Annotated in this window: 18 protein-coding genes, 4 tRNA genes and 1 pseudogene; 15 read left to right on the top strand and 8 right to left on the bottom strand. The window is 41.3% G+C overall.

Annotated elements, in window-relative coordinates; genetic code table 11:
- A pseudogene (locus tag B2Y23_RS14370) lies at positions 1–188 on the top strand (hypothetical protein); the annotation flags it as partial.
- Between the two features lie 85 nt (positions 189–273).
- On the opposite strand, the gene dapE reads toward B2Y23_RS14370, so the two are convergent.
- The 3 genes from dapE to B2Y23_RS14355 form a co-directional block, all read right to left on the bottom strand.
- Positions 274–1,410 carry a succinyl-diaminopimelate desuccinylase gene (gene dapE / locus B2Y23_RS14365; protein WP_291371537.1) on the bottom strand — a complete coding sequence of 379 codons (1,137 nt, stop codon included), beginning with the start codon at positions 1,408–1,410 and terminating at the stop codon, positions 274–276.
- 131 nt (positions 1,411–1,541) lie between these two features.
- Positions 1,542–1,691 carry an entericidin A/B family lipoprotein gene (locus B2Y23_RS14360; RefSeq protein WP_291371535.1) on the bottom strand — a complete coding sequence of 50 codons (150 nt, stop codon included), beginning with the start codon at positions 1,689–1,691 and terminating at the stop codon, positions 1,542–1,544.
- Positions 1,692–1,823: 132 nt separating this feature from the next.
- Complete coding sequence (locus B2Y23_RS14355) at positions 1,824–2,687, bottom strand: DUF1853 family protein (protein ID WP_291371534.1); 864 nt, start codon at positions 2,685–2,687, stop codon at positions 1,824–1,826.
- Between the two features lie 96 nt (positions 2,688–2,783).
- Between B2Y23_RS14355 and B2Y23_RS14350 the strand changes: the two genes are divergently transcribed.
- From B2Y23_RS14350 to B2Y23_RS14320, 7 genes are all read left to right on the top strand, one after another.
- Positions 2,784–3,167, top strand: a complete 384-nt coding sequence (locus B2Y23_RS14350; protein ID WP_291371532.1) for a YbaN family protein — start codon at positions 2,784–2,786, stop codon at positions 3,165–3,167.
- Positions 3,168–3,174: 7 nt separating this feature from the next.
- Positions 3,175–3,705: a cell wall-recycling L,D-carboxypeptidase ElsL gene (gene elsL, locus B2Y23_RS14345; RefSeq protein WP_291371530.1), complete on the top strand. Its 531-nt coding sequence runs from the start codon at positions 3,175–3,177 to the stop codon at positions 3,703–3,705.
- Positions 3,706–3,995: 290 nt separating this feature from the next.
- Positions 3,996–4,071: transfer RNA gene (locus B2Y23_RS14340), tRNA-Val, on the top strand.
- Between the two features lie 27 nt (positions 4,072–4,098).
- Positions 4,099–4,175, top strand: a tRNA-Asp gene (locus B2Y23_RS14335).
- 47 nt (positions 4,176–4,222) lie between these two features.
- A tRNA-Asp gene (locus tag B2Y23_RS14330) sits at positions 4,223–4,299 on the top strand.
- Between the two features lie 90 nt (positions 4,300–4,389).
- Positions 4,390–4,465: transfer RNA gene (locus tag B2Y23_RS14325), tRNA-Val, on the top strand.
- A gap of 74 nt (positions 4,466–4,539) precedes the next feature.
- Positions 4,540–5,001 (top strand): DUF2750 domain-containing protein, encoded by a 462-nt coding sequence (locus B2Y23_RS14320; protein ID WP_291371528.1) that lies wholly within the window; start codon positions 4,540–4,542, stop codon positions 4,999–5,001.
- A 2-nt stretch (positions 5,002–5,003) separates the two neighbouring features.
- Here the strand turns inward: B2Y23_RS14320 and B2Y23_RS14315 are convergent, their stop codons facing one another.
- From B2Y23_RS14315 to yccS, 4 genes are all read right to left on the bottom strand, one after another.
- A complete protein-coding gene (locus tag B2Y23_RS14315; RefSeq protein WP_291371526.1) occupies positions 5,004–5,786 on the bottom strand; it encodes a YdcF family protein in 783 nt (260 codons plus the stop codon).
- 98 nt (positions 5,787–5,884) lie between these two features.
- Positions 5,885–8,545 carry a sulfite reductase flavoprotein subunit alpha gene (locus B2Y23_RS14310; RefSeq protein WP_291371524.1) on the bottom strand — a complete coding sequence of 887 codons (2,661 nt, stop codon included), beginning with the start codon at positions 8,543–8,545 and terminating at the stop codon, positions 5,885–5,887.
- 167 nt (positions 8,546–8,712) lie between these two features.
- The gene (locus tag B2Y23_RS14305; RefSeq protein ID WP_291371522.1) at positions 8,713–9,273 is read right to left on the bottom strand and encodes a hypothetical protein; all 561 of its coding nucleotides are present in this window, start codon (positions 9,271–9,273) and stop codon (positions 8,713–8,715) included.
- 85 nt (positions 9,274–9,358) lie between these two features.
- Positions 9,359–11,533, bottom strand: coding sequence for a YccS family putative transporter (yccS, locus tag B2Y23_RS14300; RefSeq protein WP_291371520.1), 2,175 nt, complete (start codon positions 11,531–11,533; stop codon positions 9,359–9,361).
- A gap of 135 nt (positions 11,534–11,668) precedes the next feature.
- On the opposite strand from yccS, the gene B2Y23_RS14295 reads away from it, so the two are divergent.
- Entirely contained in the window at positions 11,669–12,886 is a 1,218-nt protein-coding gene (locus B2Y23_RS14295; protein WP_291352482.1) for a multidrug effflux MFS transporter, read from the top strand.
- 49 nt (positions 12,887–12,935) lie between these two features.
- Here B2Y23_RS14295 and B2Y23_RS14290 read toward each other — a convergent pair whose 3' ends face one another.
- A complete protein-coding gene (locus B2Y23_RS14290; protein WP_291352484.1) occupies positions 12,936–13,643 on the bottom strand; it encodes a nitroreductase in 708 nt (235 codons plus the stop codon).
- Between the two features lie 392 nt (positions 13,644–14,035).
- Between B2Y23_RS14290 and B2Y23_RS14285 the strand changes: the two genes are divergently transcribed.
- From B2Y23_RS14285 to B2Y23_RS14260, 6 genes are all read left to right on the top strand, one after another.
- Positions 14,036–15,343 carry a DcaP family trimeric outer membrane transporter gene (locus tag B2Y23_RS14285; protein ID WP_291352486.1) on the top strand — a complete coding sequence of 436 codons (1,308 nt, stop codon included), beginning with the start codon at positions 14,036–14,038 and terminating at the stop codon, positions 15,341–15,343.
- Between the two features lie 306 nt (positions 15,344–15,649).
- Positions 15,650–16,642 carry a patatin-like phospholipase family protein gene (locus tag B2Y23_RS14280; RefSeq protein ID WP_291371518.1) on the top strand — a complete coding sequence of 331 codons (993 nt, stop codon included), beginning with the start codon at positions 15,650–15,652 and terminating at the stop codon, positions 16,640–16,642.
- Between the two features lie 319 nt (positions 16,643–16,961).
- Positions 16,962–17,159, top strand: a complete 198-nt coding sequence (locus B2Y23_RS14275) for a hypothetical protein (RefSeq protein WP_291352490.1) — start codon at positions 16,962–16,964, stop codon at positions 17,157–17,159.
- A 367-nt stretch (positions 17,160–17,526) separates the two neighbouring features.
- A complete protein-coding gene (locus B2Y23_RS14270; protein WP_086199282.1) occupies positions 17,527–18,048 on the top strand; it encodes an acyl-CoA thioesterase in 522 nt (173 codons plus the stop codon).
- 154 nt (positions 18,049–18,202) lie between these two features.
- A complete protein-coding gene (locus tag B2Y23_RS14265; RefSeq protein ID WP_291371516.1) occupies positions 18,203–18,766 on the top strand; it encodes a TetR/AcrR family transcriptional regulator in 564 nt (187 codons plus the stop codon).
- A 27-nt stretch (positions 18,767–18,793) separates the two neighbouring features.
- On the top strand, positions 18,794–19,630 hold an 837-nt coding region (locus B2Y23_RS14260; RefSeq protein ID WP_291371514.1), incomplete at its 3' end, for an MFS transporter.

Here is a 19,630-nt window from a genome sequence, read left to right as displayed (position 1 = left end):
ATGATGTCAGCCAGCGTTTTGCCCTGATGTGTAATGAGATGCCAAAAACGATTCGTCTGCGTATTTCTGAAGTGGTAGATGAAGAACGTACTGCAACAGACCCGGATGTATTTCAGTATGTACGTATGGGAGATCAGGTATTTAATGTGCCTAATCTGGCCCACATTCAGTCTTCTTTGGGGTTATAAACCTAGCGCTTAATCCAGAAATAGACCATAAAAAAGGAACATTCATGTTCCTTTTTTTATCGAAATTTTGTAATTTTTAACAGATTTAGTTGGCCAGCAAGCCTTCTAGAATTTGTTCATAAATTTCAGCCAGTGGTTCTAAATCAGCAACATTTACATGTTCATCAATCTGATGGATGCTGGCATTTAATACACCTAGTTCAAGCACTTGTGCACCAGTCGGAGCAATAAAGCGACCATCAGAAGTACCGCCACTAGTAGAAAGTTCAGTTTCAATACCGGTCACATTACGAATGGCATTTTTAGCCGCATTCACCAATTCACCTACCGGGGTAAGGAACGGTAAGCCCGATAATGTCCATTCAATGTCATAGTCGACATTGTGGCGATCCAGGATTTCTAAAGTACGAGCTTTTAATTGTTCAGCAGTCACTTCAGTTGAGTAACGGAAGTTAAATAAAAGATTCATAGTGCCAGGAACAACGTTGGTTGCACCGGTACCGGCATTGATATTTGAAATTTGGAAAGAGGTGGCCGGGAAATATTCATTGCCATTGTCCCACACCGTATCACACAGTTCAGCCAGGGCTTTAGAGGCGGTATGAATCGGATTGACAGCAAGGTGAGGATAAGCTACATGACCTTGCTTACCTTTTACAGTCAGTTTGGCATTTAATGAACCACGACGACCATTTTTAACAATATCACCCAATCGATGGGTACTAGATGGTTCACCCACCAGGCACCAGGTCATTTTTTCATTGCGTGCTTCTAAGGCTTCAACTACTTTCACGGTACCATTGATAGAAGGACCTTCTTCGTCAGAGGTAATCAGAAATGCAATAGAGCCTTTATGGTTAGGATGCTTTGCCACAAAACGTTCCGAAGCCACAACCATGGCTGCCAGTGCGGTTTTCATGTCGGCACTGCCGCGTCCATACAGTTTGCCATCACGAATTTCTGGCACAAATGGATCTGAGTTCCACGCCTCCAAACTTCCGGTAGGTACTACATCGGTATGGCCTGCGAAACATAGTACCGGTGCTTCGGTACCTTTGCGAGCCCATAAATTATCGACGTCTTCAAAACGCATCGGTTCAATATTGAAGCCAATTTTTTCCAAACGTTCCGCCATGATATTTTGGCAGCTATGATCGATCGGTGTTACTGAAGGCTGACGTAACAGTTGCAGGCTTAAATCAAGGGTAGCGGAAGAAGTCATGCGATTTTCATAAGTCGATAAATTTGTCAGCCCTATAATAGGCGAATATGCCCTTGATTGTGAATGATTGCCATAAAATTGGCATAAAAAAACCCTATCTGAGATAGGGTTTTGTGGACGCTAAAAACAAATTAGTTTTTGCGAATTTCCTCAGAAGTTTTTTCTGCGGTATTGGTTACGGCATCTCCAGCTTTGGATACATCTTTACCCACACCTTTAAAGGTATTACAGCCAGTCAAAGCAAAAGTAACAAGAAGGGAAGCAGCAAGAATTTTTTTCATCATCATCTCCAAGTGATTCATTATTTTGATGTGAATTCAGGTTAATTAATGCCCGGCGTAAAAAATATGAGTTTTTGATGGTAGAAAAGTAAGCATTTGTTATAAAAATAGACAATTCTCATAAATTTAGTTCTATCTGCCTTGAAAAAGTAGCGGAGCATTGCGGTACATATAAAAATTATTTAAATCCTTTTGTAGATATAAACCGTTGCTCCACCACTGTGCAGTATCGCTACTGACATGTTGCTCTGGACATATCCATTCGAGTCTTTGTAAGCGGTAAAATTGAGCTGTCTGCGGACGAATAGAGTTTCCCCAATAACCTAAACGCCGTTGTTGATTAACCCAGCTGGGGAGCGTATTGACCGTACTTTCAACAGGCAGATAAAGTTGCCCTTTTAGTACTGCAAAACGCTGTTCAATTTTATGCTCCAGCGCTTCATCAAATTGGAACTGCTTTTGACTAAAATGATTCAATTTACGTAACAACGTATCGCTACGGTTTAATCCATACCAATAAGGTAAAGAACAATCCCGCTCTGCCAGATAGTATTTTAAAGCGACTTCCCAGTGTTCAATCACTTTGGTTTCAGTATTGAATAATAAAAAATCGAGTTCCCCCAATGTTTTAGGTCCAGCTATTTTTTGAATGCTATGACCGAGCAATTGATAAGGATGATACTTTTGATCGAGCAGCCAGAACCAGACAAACATCTCAAAACGCAGCCCTAAACGCGTGCTTTTAAGCTGTTGCAAAAAGCTTTCTAATTCTTGCGGATGCTGATCTAGATAGAGCAGTCTGGAGTGATAATTTTGAAAATGCTTACTCCAGACAGCATCATTATGAAACTGAAAATTATGCTTGAGCAGCATTTCGGGTGGAGTATGGGCCAGAATATTTGGACTGCCTACGCAAAAGGCCAGCTGCCGAACCAGCAAATTTTTAAATTCAAGCCAAGGTTCATCAAGATCAAACCCTTTATTTACAGCAAACATGATAACCCTCGGCGTTAAATCAAAAAGTGCAGAATTACAACGGATAATATGCAAAAACACTTTATACTACCGCAATTAGTTGTGTAGGGCAGTGCTATGAAAATGTTGTTTTGGCGAAGTTTGGTGATGATTTTTGTCATCCTAGGCTTTATCGGGGCAGTTTTACCGGGTATGCCAACAACAGTATTTCTGATTTTAGCGGCCTGGTCGGCTTCTAAAGGTTGGCCACAAATGGATGCCTGGCTGCTAAACCATCCTAAGTATGGTGCAACATTAAGATCGTGGCGTGAAAAAGGTACCGTACCACGCAAGGCGAAATGGTTTGCCAGTATCATGATGCTGATCAGTGGAATCATCATGTTATTTACCAATGCACCGCTTTGGGTGAAGATCTTCACCGACCTGACCATGCTGACTGTGGCGATCTGGTTATGGTTACGCCCTGAACCTTCAGCTGAACCGATCAAAGAGGTTGAGTAATTTTGTTATGGTATATTCTTTAGGACAGGCGGATATCTGGATTGATTTGGCCGCGCAAAGTTTGACTTTACCAAAACATAACAAGTCTTATGTTATTTCTACAGGCAAGAACGGGATTGGCGAACAGGAAAATTCAGGCAAGACACCTCGGGGTTGGCATAAAGTGGCGCTTAAATTCGGACATGCGGCGCCTAAAAATGCGGTGTTTAAAGCACGGCAGCAAACCGGGGAAGTCTACAATGCCGCATTGGCTAAGCAGTTTCCTCAACGCGACTGGATTTTATCGCGCATTCTCTGGTTAAGTGGTTTAGAGGAGAATTTTAATCAGGGCGAGGGCTGCGACACCTTTCAGCGTTATATCTATATTCATGGTACACCTGATACAGAACCGATGGGCATTCCGATGTCTCATGGTTGCATCCGGATGCGTAATGAAGATGTGGTTGAATTATTCGAACTGATCTCTGAGGATGCCTTGGTGTTTATTTCAGAACATCGTTTGAATGCGACAGAGGCTAAAACAGACCTTGGCTTATAAATAAACAAAGCCGGTAAAAGCTTAAAACCCCGATTAAGAAAATGGATTAAAAAAGAGTAATCTTTGCCAACAGTTCAAAAACCATGGAAAGTTCTGTCTAAAAATGCAGCTGTGATTTTTTGGGTTTTTACAGTAAATAGTAAATAAGTTATCGAAATTGTTTGTTTTTATAGCGAATAACCTATTTTTTAATCACTCAAACGCAAAAAACCAAAAACAGTCAGAAAAGCGTTTGACAGTCTGTCAGGATTCTCTATAATGCACCTCATCAAACGATGAAGACGTTTAAAGGGCGCTTAGCTCAGTTGGTAGAGCGTCTGCCTTACAAGCAGAATGTCGGCGGTTCGATCCCGTCAGCGCCCACCAAGCTCTTTAACGTTAAGACACTTTAGTGCAGCGGTAGTTCAGTTGGTTAGAATACCGGCCTGTCACGCCGGGGGTCGCGGGTTCGAGTCCCGTCCGCTGCGCCACTTGAGTTCTTAATATTCGTTTGCCACAATAGCGACATTGTGTAAGTGCAGCGGTAGTTCAGTTGGTTAGAATACCGGCCTGTCACGCCGGGGGTCGCGGGTTCGAGTCCCGTCCGCTGCGCCATTTTCTAGATTCCTTGTGCTAGGAAGTGTATAATCAAGCAAGATTTCTTTCTTGCGTCATAAAAATAGCAACGCTATTTTTATTCCTCAAGGGCGCTTAGCTCAGTTGGTAGAGCGTCTGCCTTACAAGCAGAATGTCGGCGGTTCGATCCCGTCAGCGCCCACCATATATTCTCCTTGATCAAATCCTATTTATCTCCTAAACTCTTTAGTTAATAATAATTTTAACTATTGAAAAATCATGAGAAATCCATATCAACGCAAGGCTGCGTCTAAAACTCAAAATAATACTTATAACGCGCAAGAGATCTATAAACAATTTGTTGAAACGATTGTAGCTCAAGGTTATGTTCATGCCTTGTATGATGATGGTTTTGCATTATGTGCAACGCCTACCGGTCAGCGTGCATTCGCCATTTGGCAAAGTAAAGGTCTGGCAAAACTGCTAATCAAAGACAATTGGGCAAATTATCAGGTTCAGGATATTTCACTTAAAGATTTTGTTGAAAAAGTGATTCCTTTTTTACGTCAGGAAAATACCTGTGTATCGATAGATTTAACACCAGAAGGGCAAAATGTACTGGTGGCACCAGAAAAACTATTATTAGATATCAAAAATTACCTATATCAGATTTATGTCCAAAAACCTGAATTGTTTAAAGATGAAAAGCTGCCTTTACCACGTAACATCCGTTTGAACTAATTTTAATATTCACGTAATAACCAGCCACTGATAAAGGCAAAATATTCGCGCAACCAGGAGTTGTAGCGAATATAAAGCGGTGTTGGAGCACTGAGGGTGAGTATTTGCTGATAACCTTGATGTTTGGCAATAGCCTTGGCACGTAAAATATGAAAGTCACTGGTAACAATGACAATAGGCTGTTTTAGAGAGATATGCTGCTGTGCCAGCAAAGGCTGTACATTGCGCAGATTTTCCGCAGTGCTGGTGCTTTTAGCTTCTAATAAAATCCGTGATGGATCAATATGATGCTGTTGTTGCAGATATTCCGTCATGACTGTTGCTTCAGAAATCTGTTCTTGAAAACCTTTACCGCCAGTCACGACCAACAGTGTTTCAGGGTACTGTTTGGCATAACTGGCACCGACATCTAAACGCTGTTTTAATGTTGGAGAAGGCTGGCCTTTTTCGATGCCACTACCCAGTATAATCACGGCAGAGGCGGGCTGAACTGTATTAGATTGTTGAATGCTATATTGCAAATAACTGAAAAATATAAATAACGTACTAATCCAAAGAAAAAATCCTACCCACGCACAGCGCCATAAAGTTTTTCTAAGTGGGGTGCGCTGAACAAAGTTTTGAATCCAGGTAAAACACAAGGCATAGAGCATGAGGCCTATACCGATGATCGTAAGAAGAATAATACCAAGATGCATTTTATCCAGTGAAAGTAACCATAAGCTATCGAGAGCCAATACACTGCCAATGATAAAACTCAGGCGACGTTTGAAACTGCTGGACATAAGCTTGCTCTGGGTAAATGTTATTGTTAGTTTAAACAAATTGGATGTTTTAAGGATAAAAAACCGGGTACTGAGACCCAGTTTTTTATAACATTTAATTAGTAGACATCACGACGATAACGGCCATCCTGGCGGAGCTGGTCAACGGTTGCTTCACCCAGAATGTCGGTTAAAGCCCGATCGACATCGCTGGCCATACCGTTAATACTGCCGCAGACATAGATTACCGCACCCTTGTCGATCCATGCTTTGAGCTCTTGAGCCTGTTCACGCAGTTTATGATGCACATAGACTTTTTCTGCCTGATCACGTGAGAAGGCTAAATCCAGACGTTGTAGCATGCCTGTTGTTTGCCAGGCTTCAATCGTGCTTTGATAGAAGAAATCATGTTCACGTTGACGTTCGCCAAAGATCAGCCAGTTTTGGGTGTAATCCTGACGGGTACGTGCATGTAACAAACTCATCAATCCGGCAAGACCTGTACCGTTACCAATACAAATTACGGGACGGTTGTCATTAATCAGGTGGAAAGATGGATTATTACGGATACGCAGTGCAATCTCGCTATTTAATGGGGCATGCTGGGTGAGCCAGCCTGATCCCAGACCCAATTGACCTTGGGTATCGGACTGTTGGCGCACCACTAAGCGCAGAACTTGCTGTGAAGGAATGCTGGCAATGGAATATTCACGCGAAGGCAACGCAGGAAGCTGCTCCAGTAAATGCTCCATATTGGCAAAAGGTTCAACTTCAATAGTTAAATCTTTATCCCATAAAGCCTGTTCAATAGTAATATTTAAAGAATCGACCAAAGTATTTGGCTGAATTTGATGCTGCTGCATAAACTGGGCAATACGATTAGCACTGTTGCCGGGTTGAATCTCGGCAATATCACCGGCTTGCCAGGTCACTTCATGACTCGGCTTTAACTCGATATTAAATGCTGGTGCACCCAAGCTATTCGGGTTAAGCAGGTCACGTTGGGTTAAGGTCCAGCTATCAAACGTTTTTTCGATATTCATGGCTTGTAACTCAAGTTGAGTTACGTTGGCTAAAGCGTTATTCCATGCCTGAATCTGCTCTTGATTGGCATTATCCACTTCAATCGTATTAAACAATTGCTGTGCACCATTTTGCTTTAACCAGTCATCAATCGCATGGCCAAAATGACAGAAAGTATCGGGATATTCACGCGAACCCAAGGCCAATACGGCATAGTGCAGATGACCTAAATCAGCTTTTTTGCCTAGTATTTTTTTGGCAAAGCCTGAGGCTAAGTCAGGTGCTTCACCGGTACCGTAAGTACTGGCTACAAATAAAACCTGTTCGGTATTTTTTAAATCATCCAGACTTAAATGTTGTACTGATTTTACTGTTGCGGGTTGACGGGCCTGTTGCAGGCTGGTGGCTGTACGCCATGCCAGCTGTTCCGCCATACCGGTTTGTGACGCATAGACAATCAGCCAAGGTTTTGCATTGGCATCAATATTGACCGCCGTTAAGCTATGACGTGCTGCTTGAGTCAGTTTCTTTTGCTTGCGACGTTTCAGATACAGCATCCAGCCGGTAATAAAGAACAATGGCATGCTCAGAGCAGCCAGCATCGCAAAGAATTGATATACCGGACCAAAGAAGCTACCGCGGTGAACCGGCAGTATGCTGCTCATGATTTTTTCATTGAGCTTTTTATCTTCGTAAATTTCCATCTTTTTGATGGCAGACGCCTGATAGTCAAATGTGGCTTTGTTGCGTGCACGTTCATGTTGCGGAATCACATCGACAAAGCTAATTTCAAGTTCACCATTCGCCTTTTTAGGAACATTCAGGGTAATGCTTGAATAATCACGGCCCACCTGAGCATTAAAGCCGTTCCAGCTTTGGCTGAGAGCCAGATTGATTTGCTCTGGGCTTAAGCCTTTTTTCTCACGTTTTTCACCGCGCTGCTGTTCACCAGCTGCTCCGTGATCATTCGCAGAGATAGCCTTTTCCCTGTTACCTGTAGCTGAATTACGTGGTTCTGAGCCTTCACGCTTTCCGCGTTCTTCACCATCACGTGGTTTTTCAGTTTCACCCTTGGACTCTTTCTGTTGTTCGACGCCCATCACAGTATACAGGCCACTACGCCACCAGCCATAAGACCAGGTTAGACCAGTACAGGCAATAATCAGGAAGAAAACCACGACCCATGTACCCACTACGGCATGTAGGTCCCAAATAAAATTACGGCCTTTCAGTTGTGGCTTGATCATGAACCATTGTTTAAATGAATGCTTTTTGGGCCAGCGCAGATATAAACCACTGAAGATAAAGATCAGCAGCATGAGGGTACATGCGCCAGTAATCTGTTTGCCGAGGGGTCCAACGGTCAGGTTGCGATGCAACTGCTCGATAAACTTAAAAAACTCTCGACCTTTGATTTCAGGTAAAACTTGGGCAGTGTAGGGGTTAATCATCATGGTATAACCCTTACGTGCACCTTCTTTCACAATATTGATGCTCGAAGATGCGGTCGGATCTTTGGCCACGGTGATGCTGTTAATTTTCATCTCTGGATCAGTTTTCTGGAAATGCTGATACAGCTCGGCAGGGGTTAATTTATCTTGTTTTTCAACCTGGACGGTATAACTATCTGGATTGAGCCATTTCTGGATAGGCTGTTCATAGGAGTAAATGGCACCGGTTACCCCCATAATCGAGAGGATTAAACCGGCAGTAATACCAAGAAACCAGTGAATCTGGAAAAAGATTTTTTTTAACATAACCGAAGAGGATGCTGAGAATAGACAGAATTAACCTGAATTATAGCTGAACTTTTTCAAAATGATATCGATTTTGTAGGTAATATCTATTCTCATTATCATTTAATTTGGTCGGAATTAAAAAACCCCCAGTCTGGAGGTTTTTTATGTCTAGCTTGCAGTAGCGTTTAAATCTGTTTTGCTTCGCCCACAGTTTCAGTTAAGTGCTTACGAATTGTATTGAATGAAAAATTCTTTGAATCCATACGCTTTGGTAAAATATAAGCACCTTGCTGACCTTTTACCTTGAAGTTAATCAACATAAAATCAGGCGTGTTATACCATTCATACACATCTTTCCAGCTAATCGCACCGACACCTTCTTGGGCACCCATTTGCTGACGCATAATCAAGCCGTGGGGTTGAACGCCTAAGCGAATGCCTTTAATTTCCTGAACCGGAAATTCATTCATCTTGCGTTTCACGTACCATTCCAGTCCGAATTTACGCACGAGGAAGTAGGCAACCACACAGATCAATGCCACCCAACAGAAAATGGTGGAATAGTTTTTCAGCAAGATGATGCCAACAATCGAAAGTACAGCAACGGCTGCCATGATCATCCAGGCTTTGGTGCCGATTTTATTGGTGCTACGCCAGATGGCAAGTTGAGCTTGACGTTGTTCAGCCTCTGAAATTTCATAGTTCACAGGCTGTAGGGTATAAGCGTATAAATTTTTCGCGGTCATAATGAAAATAACAAATCTAGAACTGTAAAAAGTTTAGCATTATTTATACCAATTCAGTGAGTATATTGTTCCAAAATCATCCTATTTATAATGAGGCTAGTTCGGTGGCCTTTTCATCACGGTCATGGCTCAAACTTTGCTTTAAACGACTGAGTTGATTCAGAATACTGAGCATTAAAGATAATTGCTGCAAAACAATCAGAGATTTTTGATCATCTTCGTTATTTTGGCTTAAGCGTTGCCGTATGGTATGCAACATATTTTGTGCGGTCAGGTCGGGTAGTTCATCTTTTAACAACGTACCTTGAATGTCATCCAGAGCCTGGTCGAGTAGTTGCAGAACTTCCTGATCTGAAATTTTTTCACGATGTGCACCCAGTGCAGCAATATAACTGAGCAAGGTATGATTCAAACACAGGAATTCAAAAGCCAGGCTTTTTTGTGTCGGATCAAAATCAGGTTCTGTCGCTAAAGTGGAAATCAGCGAGGCGACATCAGCATCATTGTTATGTGCAGCGCGACGCACCACCCGATATTTCAATCCGTTATTACGTCCATTTTTGTACTGTTGAATGACTTCGGCTAAATATTCACATTGAGCAGTGAGTGAACGTCGGATCGTGCGCGGTAGGCGGCGGAATTTCCAGTCCGGAAAGATAAAGCTGACCCCGAACCATGCCAAAGCACAGCCAATCAAGGTATCAATCATGCGGGGTAGTGCTGCGGCAAAGCCCATACCATCCAGATTAAAGTTAATTAACGCCAGAATGGTGATAAAGGCAGTGGCCTGAGCATATTGTTTACTGCGTAATTCGAAGAACAGTACACCACTTAAAATCAACAATAATAATTGCCCCTCAATAGAAGGGATAAAGTACAAAATGGCATAACCGAGAATAATACCGACCAAAGTGCCGACAATACGCAGGCGTAAACGGCGTTTGGTGGCATTAAAGTTGGGTTGGCTGACAAAAAGAGCTGTCAGTAAAATCCAGTAGCCATATTCAATATTGGTCACTTGCACAAAAATATAGCCAATCAGCAGGACCATAGAGACCCGGATTGCATGTCTAAACAGCACAGATTCTGGCGTTAAATGTTGTTTGATGCGGATGACAATATCATCCCAGCCTTTTAAATCATCATCTTTCAGCTGGTTTTCAATATGTTTGCTTTTATCAAACTTGATATGCCGCTCTGTTTCGACATTACGCAGTTGCGCATCAATCGACTTTAAATTTTGATACAGAGAAAATAGCGCATTGACCCACACCTGGTCATATTGCTGTTCAGAGCGCAATTTCTCCAAAGATAGCTTTAAATTGGCAAAAGCGTGTTTAAAGCGTTTGTTATGTTGATAGGTTTCCCGGTGCAAAATACTGTGACTTAAATCTTTGCAGGCCTTCGCCTGGATAGAAAGAATCCGCTGAAAGCGAAATAAAATGTCGCTATGTTCAAAAATTTTGACCAGTTTCTGATAGTCAATGTGCGCTGAATCTGCACGTTCATGGATATCCTGCGCCACAAAATAATATTGCAGGCTGCGACGGGTATCTTTTTGCCCCCGGTCACCTTTTAAGCGGGTGAGAAGCGCAGTTTTCATTTCATTGAAAATGCCGACCAGCTTGCCATTTTCCAGCGATAGCTCAATCATGCTTTGCTGATAACTGTCTGGGGTCATGTCGACATCAAACAGATTGGACTTGGCAAACAGAAAGTCACCCAGTGATGAATAGCACTGTGAGAGTTTGTCTTGAACCTGACGCACAGGAAACAGTAAAAAACTGATGGTGGAAATCAGGCCATACCATGCAGCACCTGCAACCAGCAGCAAGGCTTGGCTATACCAGTTGTCAAATAACTCAACACCGAGCATCGAGTAAACGGAAATCACCAGACAACCATAGGAAATGGTCGCATAACGCCGTCCCAAGGAACCGAGCAGAATCAAACCAATACAAGATACAATCAGCCCGAGAGCAAACAAAACTGGATAAGGAAATAAAAAATAAATCGAAACAGCAGTAATAAAGAAGCCGATATAAGTATAAATCAGGTTCATGATGCGAACCGAAAAGCGGTCATCAATATCACTTAAGCCGGCAGCAACCACACCCAGGGTCAAGGGAATGGTGGCTAACTGATGCCCCATAAAATAGGGCACAAAGGCGGTTCCTGCAAATGCAATAATCATGCGCAGGTTATACATAAATGTCGTGTTATAAGTCGCTTGTTTAAGACGCGTCAGCCAAGATTTCAAGTTATGTCCTAATCACCAGAGGATTTATGTATGGAGAAGTAAATTATGTGAAATTTCACTCTCAATCCTTAGAAATAATACTATGTACAGTGTAAGCTTGTCTTTAAAGCCTGCATTTAAAAATTAAATATCGATATGTCTGAACAACAGTCTACACAACAATATTCCACGGCATGGATTATGCTGCTGGCCTTATTGACCTCATTAGGTCCACTTTCTATTGATATGTATTTACCAGCCTTGCCACAAATGGCACAGGATTTTGGTGTCAGTACGCAAATGGTGGCCAATACTTTGCCAGCTTATTTTTTAGGTCTGGCTTTGGGGCAGCTGATTTATGGTCCCTTGAGTGACCGGATTGGGCGCAAAACCCCGCTCTATTTTGGCTTGGCACTTTACGTGGTGGCAAGTCTGCTGTGTATTTTTGCCAGCAATGAGTGGAGCTTGATTGCTGCACGTATATTACAGGCGGTTGGGGGCTGTGTCGGGGTAGTGATTGCACGGGCTGCCATTCGTGACCGTCTGGATATGCAGGCTTCTGCTCAGGCCTTTGCCAGTATGATGATTGTGATGGGAATTGCCCCGGTTATCGCGCCAAGTTTAGGCGCCATTGTATTGAAGTTCTTTGCCTGGCAGGCAGTATTTGGTTTTTTAACTATGATTGGGTTGATCTGTTTAGTCTGTGTACACTTTTTCTTTAAAGAAAGTTTGCCGCTTGAACACCGTTTAAAGCTGAATGTCGCCCAGATTATTCAGCTATATGGCAGTATTTTTAAAGACCCGAGTTTTAAATGGCCAATGTTGGCCGGCTGTTTTTCTGGTGGCATTTTATTCTGTTATATCAGTTCCTCTGCTGCAGTGTTGATGGATGATTTTGGATTAACTCAACAGCAATTTGCTTATGCATTTGGCCTGAATGCCTTTGGTATCATGTTGTTATCGACCTTAAATAAAAAGCTGGGTCATCAATTTTCGGTAATGAGCCGCCTGAAAATAGGCGGCATCATTCAGTTAATTGGAGCATCCATTTTATTTGTCGCAGGTTTTATTGGTCATAGCCCATTATGGGTAGTATTGATGGGCATGTTCTGGGCAGTGGCAGGCATTGGCTTTACCGGCCCGAATGCGATGGCATTGGCCATGTCGGAACAGGGGGCGCAAGCCGGTACAGCCAGTGCCATTATGGGAAGTATGCAATTTGCTTGTGGCTTGCTTGGCGGCGTGATTTTGAATTTTCTCATCTGGAATTCATTGCTCAATATGGGGATTTTGATGTTGATCTTCGTGGGAATTACATTGCTTTCCATTATGCAGCTCAGCAGACAGCTTCAGAATAAAAGTTTTAATACCTAAATATAAAAAAAGAGATCTGAAAACCAGGTCTCTTTTTTATTGAAGCCAATTATTGATCCATAAACACAGTAAATTCTTCAACCGCAATACGTGGCGTAATAAAGCTATTCACGATATGTTCGGGGTCGGCATAACCAAGCGCGACTGTACAAACCAGTTCTTCATCTTCCGGGGCATTCAGCACATCCATTACGATGCCATGAAAATGATTCCAGGCTGCTTGAGGACAGGTATCCAGCCCGCGTGCTTTTGCTGCAATTATCACGTTTTGAATCATCATGGCAATATCCATTTTTGAGCCAATACCCATGGCTTTATTTACGGTGAAATACAGCCCAACCGGCGCATCAAAAAGTTGAAAATTTCGCAGTTGTTGCTGTGCCATTTTATCTTTTTCACCTTTTTGAATATTTAAGAGACCATATAGACCCCAGCCATTTTCACGGCGACGCTCAATAAAAGGGGAAATCCATTTTTCTGGATAGTAGGCAAAAGTTTCTTGATGCTGCTGTGCAAGTTCAGGTTTTTCATAAAGTTCAAGTTGTGCCTTGCATACACGCTCGACCATTTCATCACGCTTTTTTCCGCTAACCACATAGACCTTCCAGGGTTGGGTATTGGTTCCTGATGGCGCCCGGCTTGCTACTGCTAAAATATCTTTAATCATATGCGGATCAACAGGCTGATTCAAAAAAGCACGCACGGAATGGCGAGAAGTAATAGCAGCATCCACGTTCTGAACTTGCGCTAAAATCATAAAATTCCTTTTGAAATGAGTTTTTTAACATCCTTTGACTATATACATTAGTCGAATGTCTAATTGTTAAGCTGTATACGAAATGTGTATAAATATATGAATATTCGAATTATTTTTTAATTGAATCTAAAAATAAGATCATTTACTAATCATTGTTCGGGAAAAATGATTTTAATAAAAGCTAAAAATTGCTAGATTTGGCATGATGTGTGATTTGTCACATGTTGTAAATTTATAATATTTTAAGTTTTTTTACTGTACTCATAAGCTGAAAATGCAATGATTTTTTAAGCTTGTTAATTTTTGAATGTTGTTTTTTCATAGATTTATTGGGTTTTTAAAAATGACTGAATGCATGGATGCGGATATTTAACAGATCGGAGATTTTAACAATGGGTCAATTACGTAACGGTAAATTTATGGCTAAGGGTTTAGCATTGGCAGTCACTGCGGTAATGGTTAGCGCAGCACAGGCCGGTACAGCTGAACAAAAACAAATTCAGGACTTACGTAAAGAAGTAGAAGCATTAAAATCTTTAATTCAGCAACAACAGCAAGTTCAACAACAGCAACAAACTCAAATTGAGCAAGTTAAGGCACAACCTGTTCAACTTGCAGCAGCGCCTGCAGCTAAAGCTGAAGCGTCTGCAACAGGCTTTAAAACTAAAGCCGGCGCAAGTGTAAACCTGTATGGTTTCGTGCGTGGCGATGCTAACTACATTATTGAAGGTGCGGATAACGACTTTGGTAATGTGGCTAAAGCCGGTACAGCTGGTGCAGGAACATCGACTGTAAACGACAAGCTACGCGCGACCGGTAAAACAACACGTTTTGGTTTAGATTTTTCAGCACCTGTAGGGGCAGACAACAAGGTTGGCGGTAAAATCGAAGTTGACTTTGCTGATACCAATGGATCGAATGACGGACTGCGTTTACGTCACGGTTATTTAACTTATAATGACTGGTTATTTGGTCAAACCACCTCTAACTTCCTGTCAAATCATGCGCCTGAAATGATTGATTTCAGTACCAACGTGGGTGGTGGTACTCAACGTGTTCCACAAGTTCGCTACAATTTTAAACTTGCACCACAAACTCAACTGTTCGTTTCAGCTGAAGAAGGCGATAGTACGGGTGATGGCATCAAATATCGTTTACCTAATTTAACTGCGAAATTGGTTCAAGGTTTTGCTGAGGGTAAAGGTTCAGCATCAGCACGTGCTTTAGTTGAAAATTATAAATCGACCACAGCAGATGATGACAAAACCGGTTGGGGTATTGCTGCAGGGGTAAACTATCAAGTTGCTGATCCTTTAAAAGTATCTGCTGATGTTTCGCATGTTGTGGGTAACGGTAACTACCTCTATGGTAGCAACAGCGCTTATTCTGTCGATTCTGCAAATAACAGTATTGAGCAGAATGAATTTAATGCGGTTCAAGTAGGTGCAACCTATAAGATTTTACCTAACTTACGTTCGACATTGGCTTATGGTGCATTGTTTGCTGATGATGGCACTGACTATGCGCGTCTTAATACTGCAGCCAATGAAAAAGTTCAACAGGCGTGGATTAACTTTATCTATACACCAGTTGCGCCAATTGACCTAGGTGTTGAATATATCAATGGTAAGCGTGATACCTTTGCTGGACAGTCATTTAAAGATAACCGTGTAGGCTTAATGGCAAGATATAATTTCTAATTCAAAACTGGAAATTTGAAAAGAGGCGATTTATTCGCCTCTTTTTTATTTGAAAATTTATTTTTAATCTCCAATTAATATTAAAGCCATCTAATTAGCATTGTGTAATACCCATCTTTTCCATAAGTAAAAATGGGTAAAAAGATGAGATAATATAAATATGGGATGGCAAATCTATGCGCTATCGTCTTTTTAGGATTGCTATTTTTTGATGATAAATTTACGAAATAATACAGTTTTGCAAATTAATCATTCTTAAACTGTATGCCTTTTTTGCGAACAGCTTTATTTATATTTAGGTGGTTCATGAGCAACATCAAATTTAGTTTTATTGTTTTGGCAGTATTGGGTATAGGGGGATGTCAAACAGTGACTCCACCTAAGTTTACTGTTGGTTCGACAGGACTATCTGAGCCACCTGCTACAGATGCTCAAGTTCGGGCAGACCGAATTAATTTTAAAAAACTTAAACAGCAGGAAAACCGTCCTATTGTTGCCTTGGTTCTGGGAAGTGGTGGCGCGCGGGGCTATGCGCATATTGGGGTCATTCAGGTATTGGAGCAGCAAGGGATACACCCTGATTTGATTGTAGGCACCAGTGCAGGCAGTATTGTGGGTTCCATTTATGCTAGTGGCAAAACAGCAGAAGAGCTACGCACTATTGCTTTAAGCATGAAAGCCAATGATGTTCGTGATGTAAAGCTGGATATGAAAGGTTTTTTTGACGGCCAAAAAGTTGAAAATTACGTTAATCAGCAAGTTAATAATACGCCGTTGGAATCCTTAAAAATTCCCATGTACGTGGTCGCAACCGAGTTAAAGGAAGGCAAAAAAGTCGTCTTTAATTATGGCAATACCGGACAGGCAGTACGCGCTTCAGTGTCTATTCCAAGCATGTTTATTCCGACCAGAATTGGGAAAGAGGAATATGTTGATGGTGGTCTGGTGAGTCCGGTGCCGGTAGAGGTGGCACGCGATTTAGGCGCGGATATTGTGATTGCCGTTGATATTCTGGCGCAACCCATGCATACCGAAACCCGGAATGTCTGGGGAATGTTTAATCAAAATATCAATATTATGCAAAGCCGTTTAGCTGAAGAAGAACTCAAGCACGCAGATATCATCATTCAGCCAGACTTAAGGGAAAAAGGGCATATATTTGATGTTAAAGGCCGTGAAATGACCATGCAAGCCGGAGTAGAGGCAGCGCAGAATCAATTAAATACAATTACAACGTTATTGAAACAAAAGCATTATCCATTCGGTTATACCATTCAGCAATTAAGCGTTCAGGATTAGAACCTTGAATACAATGTAATGATGAAGTCGAATCTTGATAAGGATTCGATTTCATCATTGCGATGCTGTTATGTTTTAGTCTCTTTGAACGTGGGTTTTGATGGATAAATCATCAAAACTCACTGAAATATACTCTAAAGATAAACTAATTAATTGATATTACTAAATAAAATAAACTAAGCGATTAAAGCTTTCATTCTATATTATTTTTGTATTAATATGTTTTTGTTCAATGATTTAAGTTTACCAATGAATCAAAAGTGACTAAACTGGATTGTATTGAAATGGTGCTAAAACATATTTCTGTAAGGATGGTTAAATGAATAGCAGCAATATGAAAATAGAAAAATTTACCATAGGCCAAAAAGTCAAAATGGCGAGTATGGGAAATCTGGTATTTACTATAATTGCAGAAAATACTGATGGCACCTATAGTGTTGAAACCCAGCTCGACCAGCAAAATGTATTGAGTTACGGCAATATTTCCAAAGAAATGCTGCGCAATGTAACGGCTTAATTTTATTCTAATATTGCTATTTAGCTGTTTGATAAGACAGCTTTAACCATAGCACTGATGTACACATGACTTTAACTTTTCACTTTATTCCTGTGTAGTCGAGTAATAATCCAAATGTACATTTTAAAATATGCCGCCATTTTTTTGTAATCTTATTTTTAGAACAAATATTCTATTAAAATCAGGCTATAAGAAAATTGCTTATGCGTCAGTGAGTTGGTGAATTAGATATATATTTTCTTGAATGATAGTAAAATCACTATAAATAATAATGATGGTTTTATTGCCCATTTCGACATTTTAATGCACAGAAAAACGATATAATCATTCCTTATACTATTGTCTATAAAAGAGTCTAGAGAACGCGATGTCCCCATTAGATCAAATTGCTCCAGCATTAGATGACCAGTCTGAATTAACCATGACAGTTTTAATGACTCCTGATATGGCAAACTTTTCAGGAAATGTTCATGGCGGAACAATTTTAAAGTTATTGGATCAGGTTGCATACGCATGTGCTAGCCGTTATTCAGGCAGTTATGTGGTGACCTTGTCGGTGGATAAAGTAAATTTCAAAGAGCCGATTCATGTGGGTGAACTCGTTACTTTCCTTGCCAGTGTCAACCATGTTGGCCGTACTTCAATGGAAATCGGGATTCGCGTAGAAGCACAGAATATCCAGAAGCGTACCGTACGTCATACCAATAGTTGTTACTTCACTATGGTGGCCGTGGATGAAAACGGTAAACCAAAACAGATTCCGGCATTAAATCTGGACAATGACTGGAAACGTTGCCGTTTCGAGGCTGCTGAACATCGTAAAGTGGCACGTTTGCAAGAAAGTCATCATCCCTCATGCAGTATTTATAAAAAAACCTCGCAATGCTAATACTGTATTAAAGATTAAAATCGACTAAAAGTTGATATATGAAAAGACTGCTTTATAGCAGTCTTTTTTGCTTTTAAAGGGATGATCAGGTCTGTACAGGAAATAAAAATTAGCCTAATATGAAACGATACGTATCGTTTCGATTGGGTGGTTCATGTCTGAATTAGAGAAAACTTCCCGACGCAAGCAATGTATTTTGCAGGCAGTAACTGCAGCGCTACAAGAATATGACTACAGTCATTTAACGGTAGAAGATATTGCAGCTCGGGCAGGTGTAGGTAAATCTACCATTTACCGCTGGTGGAAGCATAAATCGGATCTGGTTTTTGATGCCTTTAAAGAGCAAACCGCTTCGGTCTTTGATCTGGATTTTCAGCAAAGTCTTGAATTTAATCTGAATCAGCAGCTTTTAAAATTGTCCCTCGCACTCAATCATCCAGTCGGGCGTGCCTTATTGGTGGTCATGGCAGAGCATCGTGAAGCTGCCGGTGATTTCTTTAGACAATATTTATTACCGCGTCGTGAACAGACCCGCAAGTTGATTCAAATCGCAATCGAGCGTAAAGAAATTATTGCCGAATATCCCTTTGAACTGATGCTGGATACGCTGTATGGACCGATTCATTATCAGATTATTTTCTTTAATTGCATGCCGGATGAAACGTACATAAGCAATCTTGTAAGTCTGGTAATGCAACCTGTTTTGGTTCAAAAGTAGCACCAGGCTACTGCTAAGTTGGTCATTATGTCTACGACAAACACTGAGCGCCTGTGGAATCGCTCGTTTATATTGTGTCTATGCAATAACCTGTTTTTATTTACCTATTATTATGCCTTATTAACCGTCTTGCCGATTTATATCATGAAGGATTTAGGTGGAACGGTTAAGGAAGCAGGTTTGGCGCTGACTTTATTTCTGGTTTCTTCAATTGCAGTTCGTCCATTTTCCGGACTCATAGTTGAAAAGTTAGGCAAGAAAATCGCCTTTCGCGGTTCAGAATTGTTGTTTGTCATTTTCGCCTTTAGCTATTTATTTGCCGACAGTATGTGGGCCTTATTGCTGATCCGGTTTATTAACGGCATCTGGTTTAGCGTATTAACCACCGTGACCGTGCCCATAGCGAACGATTTTATTCCAGATCAGCGTAAAGGTGAGGGCATGGGCTATTTTGTCATGTCGACCAATCTTGCTGTGGTATTTGGACCTTTAATTGCCTTAACTGTACTGCAGTTTACTGATTTTAAGATGCTGTTTGCATTGTTAACTGCAGTAATTGGCCTCGGCTTTCTCTTCTGTTTAATCATTCCAGTACAACAGCAGGACAAGGTTGCCTTCACGCCTGAGACTCAAGAAAAAAACCGTCTGGGTTGGCATGACATTATTGAAACACGTGCCATACCGATTGGGTTTGTGGCATTGCTGACTGCATTTGCATATTCCAGCATTATGAGTTTCATTACCGCGTATAGCGAATCTAAAGATTTGCTGGCGTATACCAGCCTGTTTTTCATTGTCTTTGCTGTTTCCATGATTGTGGTGCGGCCGTGGGTAGGTAAAATTTATGATCGCAAGGGCGCCAGT

It is taken from the genome of Acinetobacter sp. UBA5934, from assembly GCF_002430855.1.
Taxonomy (GTDB): Bacteria; Pseudomonadota; Gammaproteobacteria; order Pseudomonadales; family Moraxellaceae; genus Acinetobacter.
The sequence above is the reverse complement of the archived record's forward strand: the minus strand, read 5'-3'. Positions and strand labels throughout refer to the sequence as shown.

Coding starts and splice junctions, on each gene's coding strand:
- dapE (WP_291371537.1), bottom strand. CDS start 1,410: ATGACTTCTTCCGCTACCCTTGATTTAAGCCTGCAACTGTTACGTCAG.
- B2Y23_RS14360 (WP_291371535.1), bottom strand. CDS start 1,691: ATGAAAAAAATTCTTGCTGCTTCCCTTCTTGTTACTTTTGCTTTGACT.
- B2Y23_RS14355 (WP_291371534.1), bottom strand. CDS start 2,687: ATGTTTGCTGTAAATAAAGGGTTTGATCTTGATGAACCTTGGCTTGAA.
- B2Y23_RS14350 (WP_291371532.1), top strand. CDS start 2,784: ATGAAAATGTTGTTTTGGCGAAGTTTGGTGATGATTTTTGTCATCCTA.
- elsL (WP_291371530.1), top strand. CDS start 3,175: ATGGTATATTCTTTAGGACAGGCGGATATCTGGATTGATTTGGCCGCG.
- B2Y23_RS14320 (WP_291371528.1), top strand. CDS start 4,540: ATGAGAAATCCATATCAACGCAAGGCTGCGTCTAAAACTCAAAATAAT.
- B2Y23_RS14315 (WP_291371526.1), bottom strand. CDS start 5,786: ATGTCCAGCAGTTTCAAACGTCGCCTGAGTTTTATCATTGGCAGTGTA.
- B2Y23_RS14310 (WP_291371524.1), bottom strand. CDS start 8,545: ATGTTAAAAAAAATCTTTTTCCAGATTCACTGGTTTCTTGGTATTACT.
- B2Y23_RS14305 (WP_291371522.1), bottom strand. CDS start 9,273: ATGACCGCGAAAAATTTATACGCTTATACCCTACAGCCTGTGAACTAT.
- B2Y23_RS14295 (WP_291352482.1), top strand. CDS start 11,669: ATGTCTGAACAACAGTCTACACAACAATATTCCACGGCATGGATTATG.
- B2Y23_RS14290 (WP_291352484.1), bottom strand. CDS start 13,643: ATGATTTTAGCGCAAGTTCAGAACGTGGATGCTGCTATTACTTCTCGC.
- B2Y23_RS14285 (WP_291352486.1), top strand. CDS start 14,036: ATGGGTCAATTACGTAACGGTAAATTTATGGCTAAGGGTTTAGCATTG.
- B2Y23_RS14280 (WP_291371518.1), top strand. CDS start 15,650: ATGAGCAACATCAAATTTAGTTTTATTGTTTTGGCAGTATTGGGTATA.
- B2Y23_RS14275 (WP_291352490.1), top strand. CDS start 16,962: ATGAATAGCAGCAATATGAAAATAGAAAAATTTACCATAGGCCAAAAA.
- B2Y23_RS14270 (WP_086199282.1), top strand. CDS start 17,527: ATGTCCCCATTAGATCAAATTGCTCCAGCATTAGATGACCAGTCTGAA.
- B2Y23_RS14265 (WP_291371516.1), top strand. CDS start 18,203: ATGTCTGAATTAGAGAAAACTTCCCGACGCAAGCAATGTATTTTGCAG.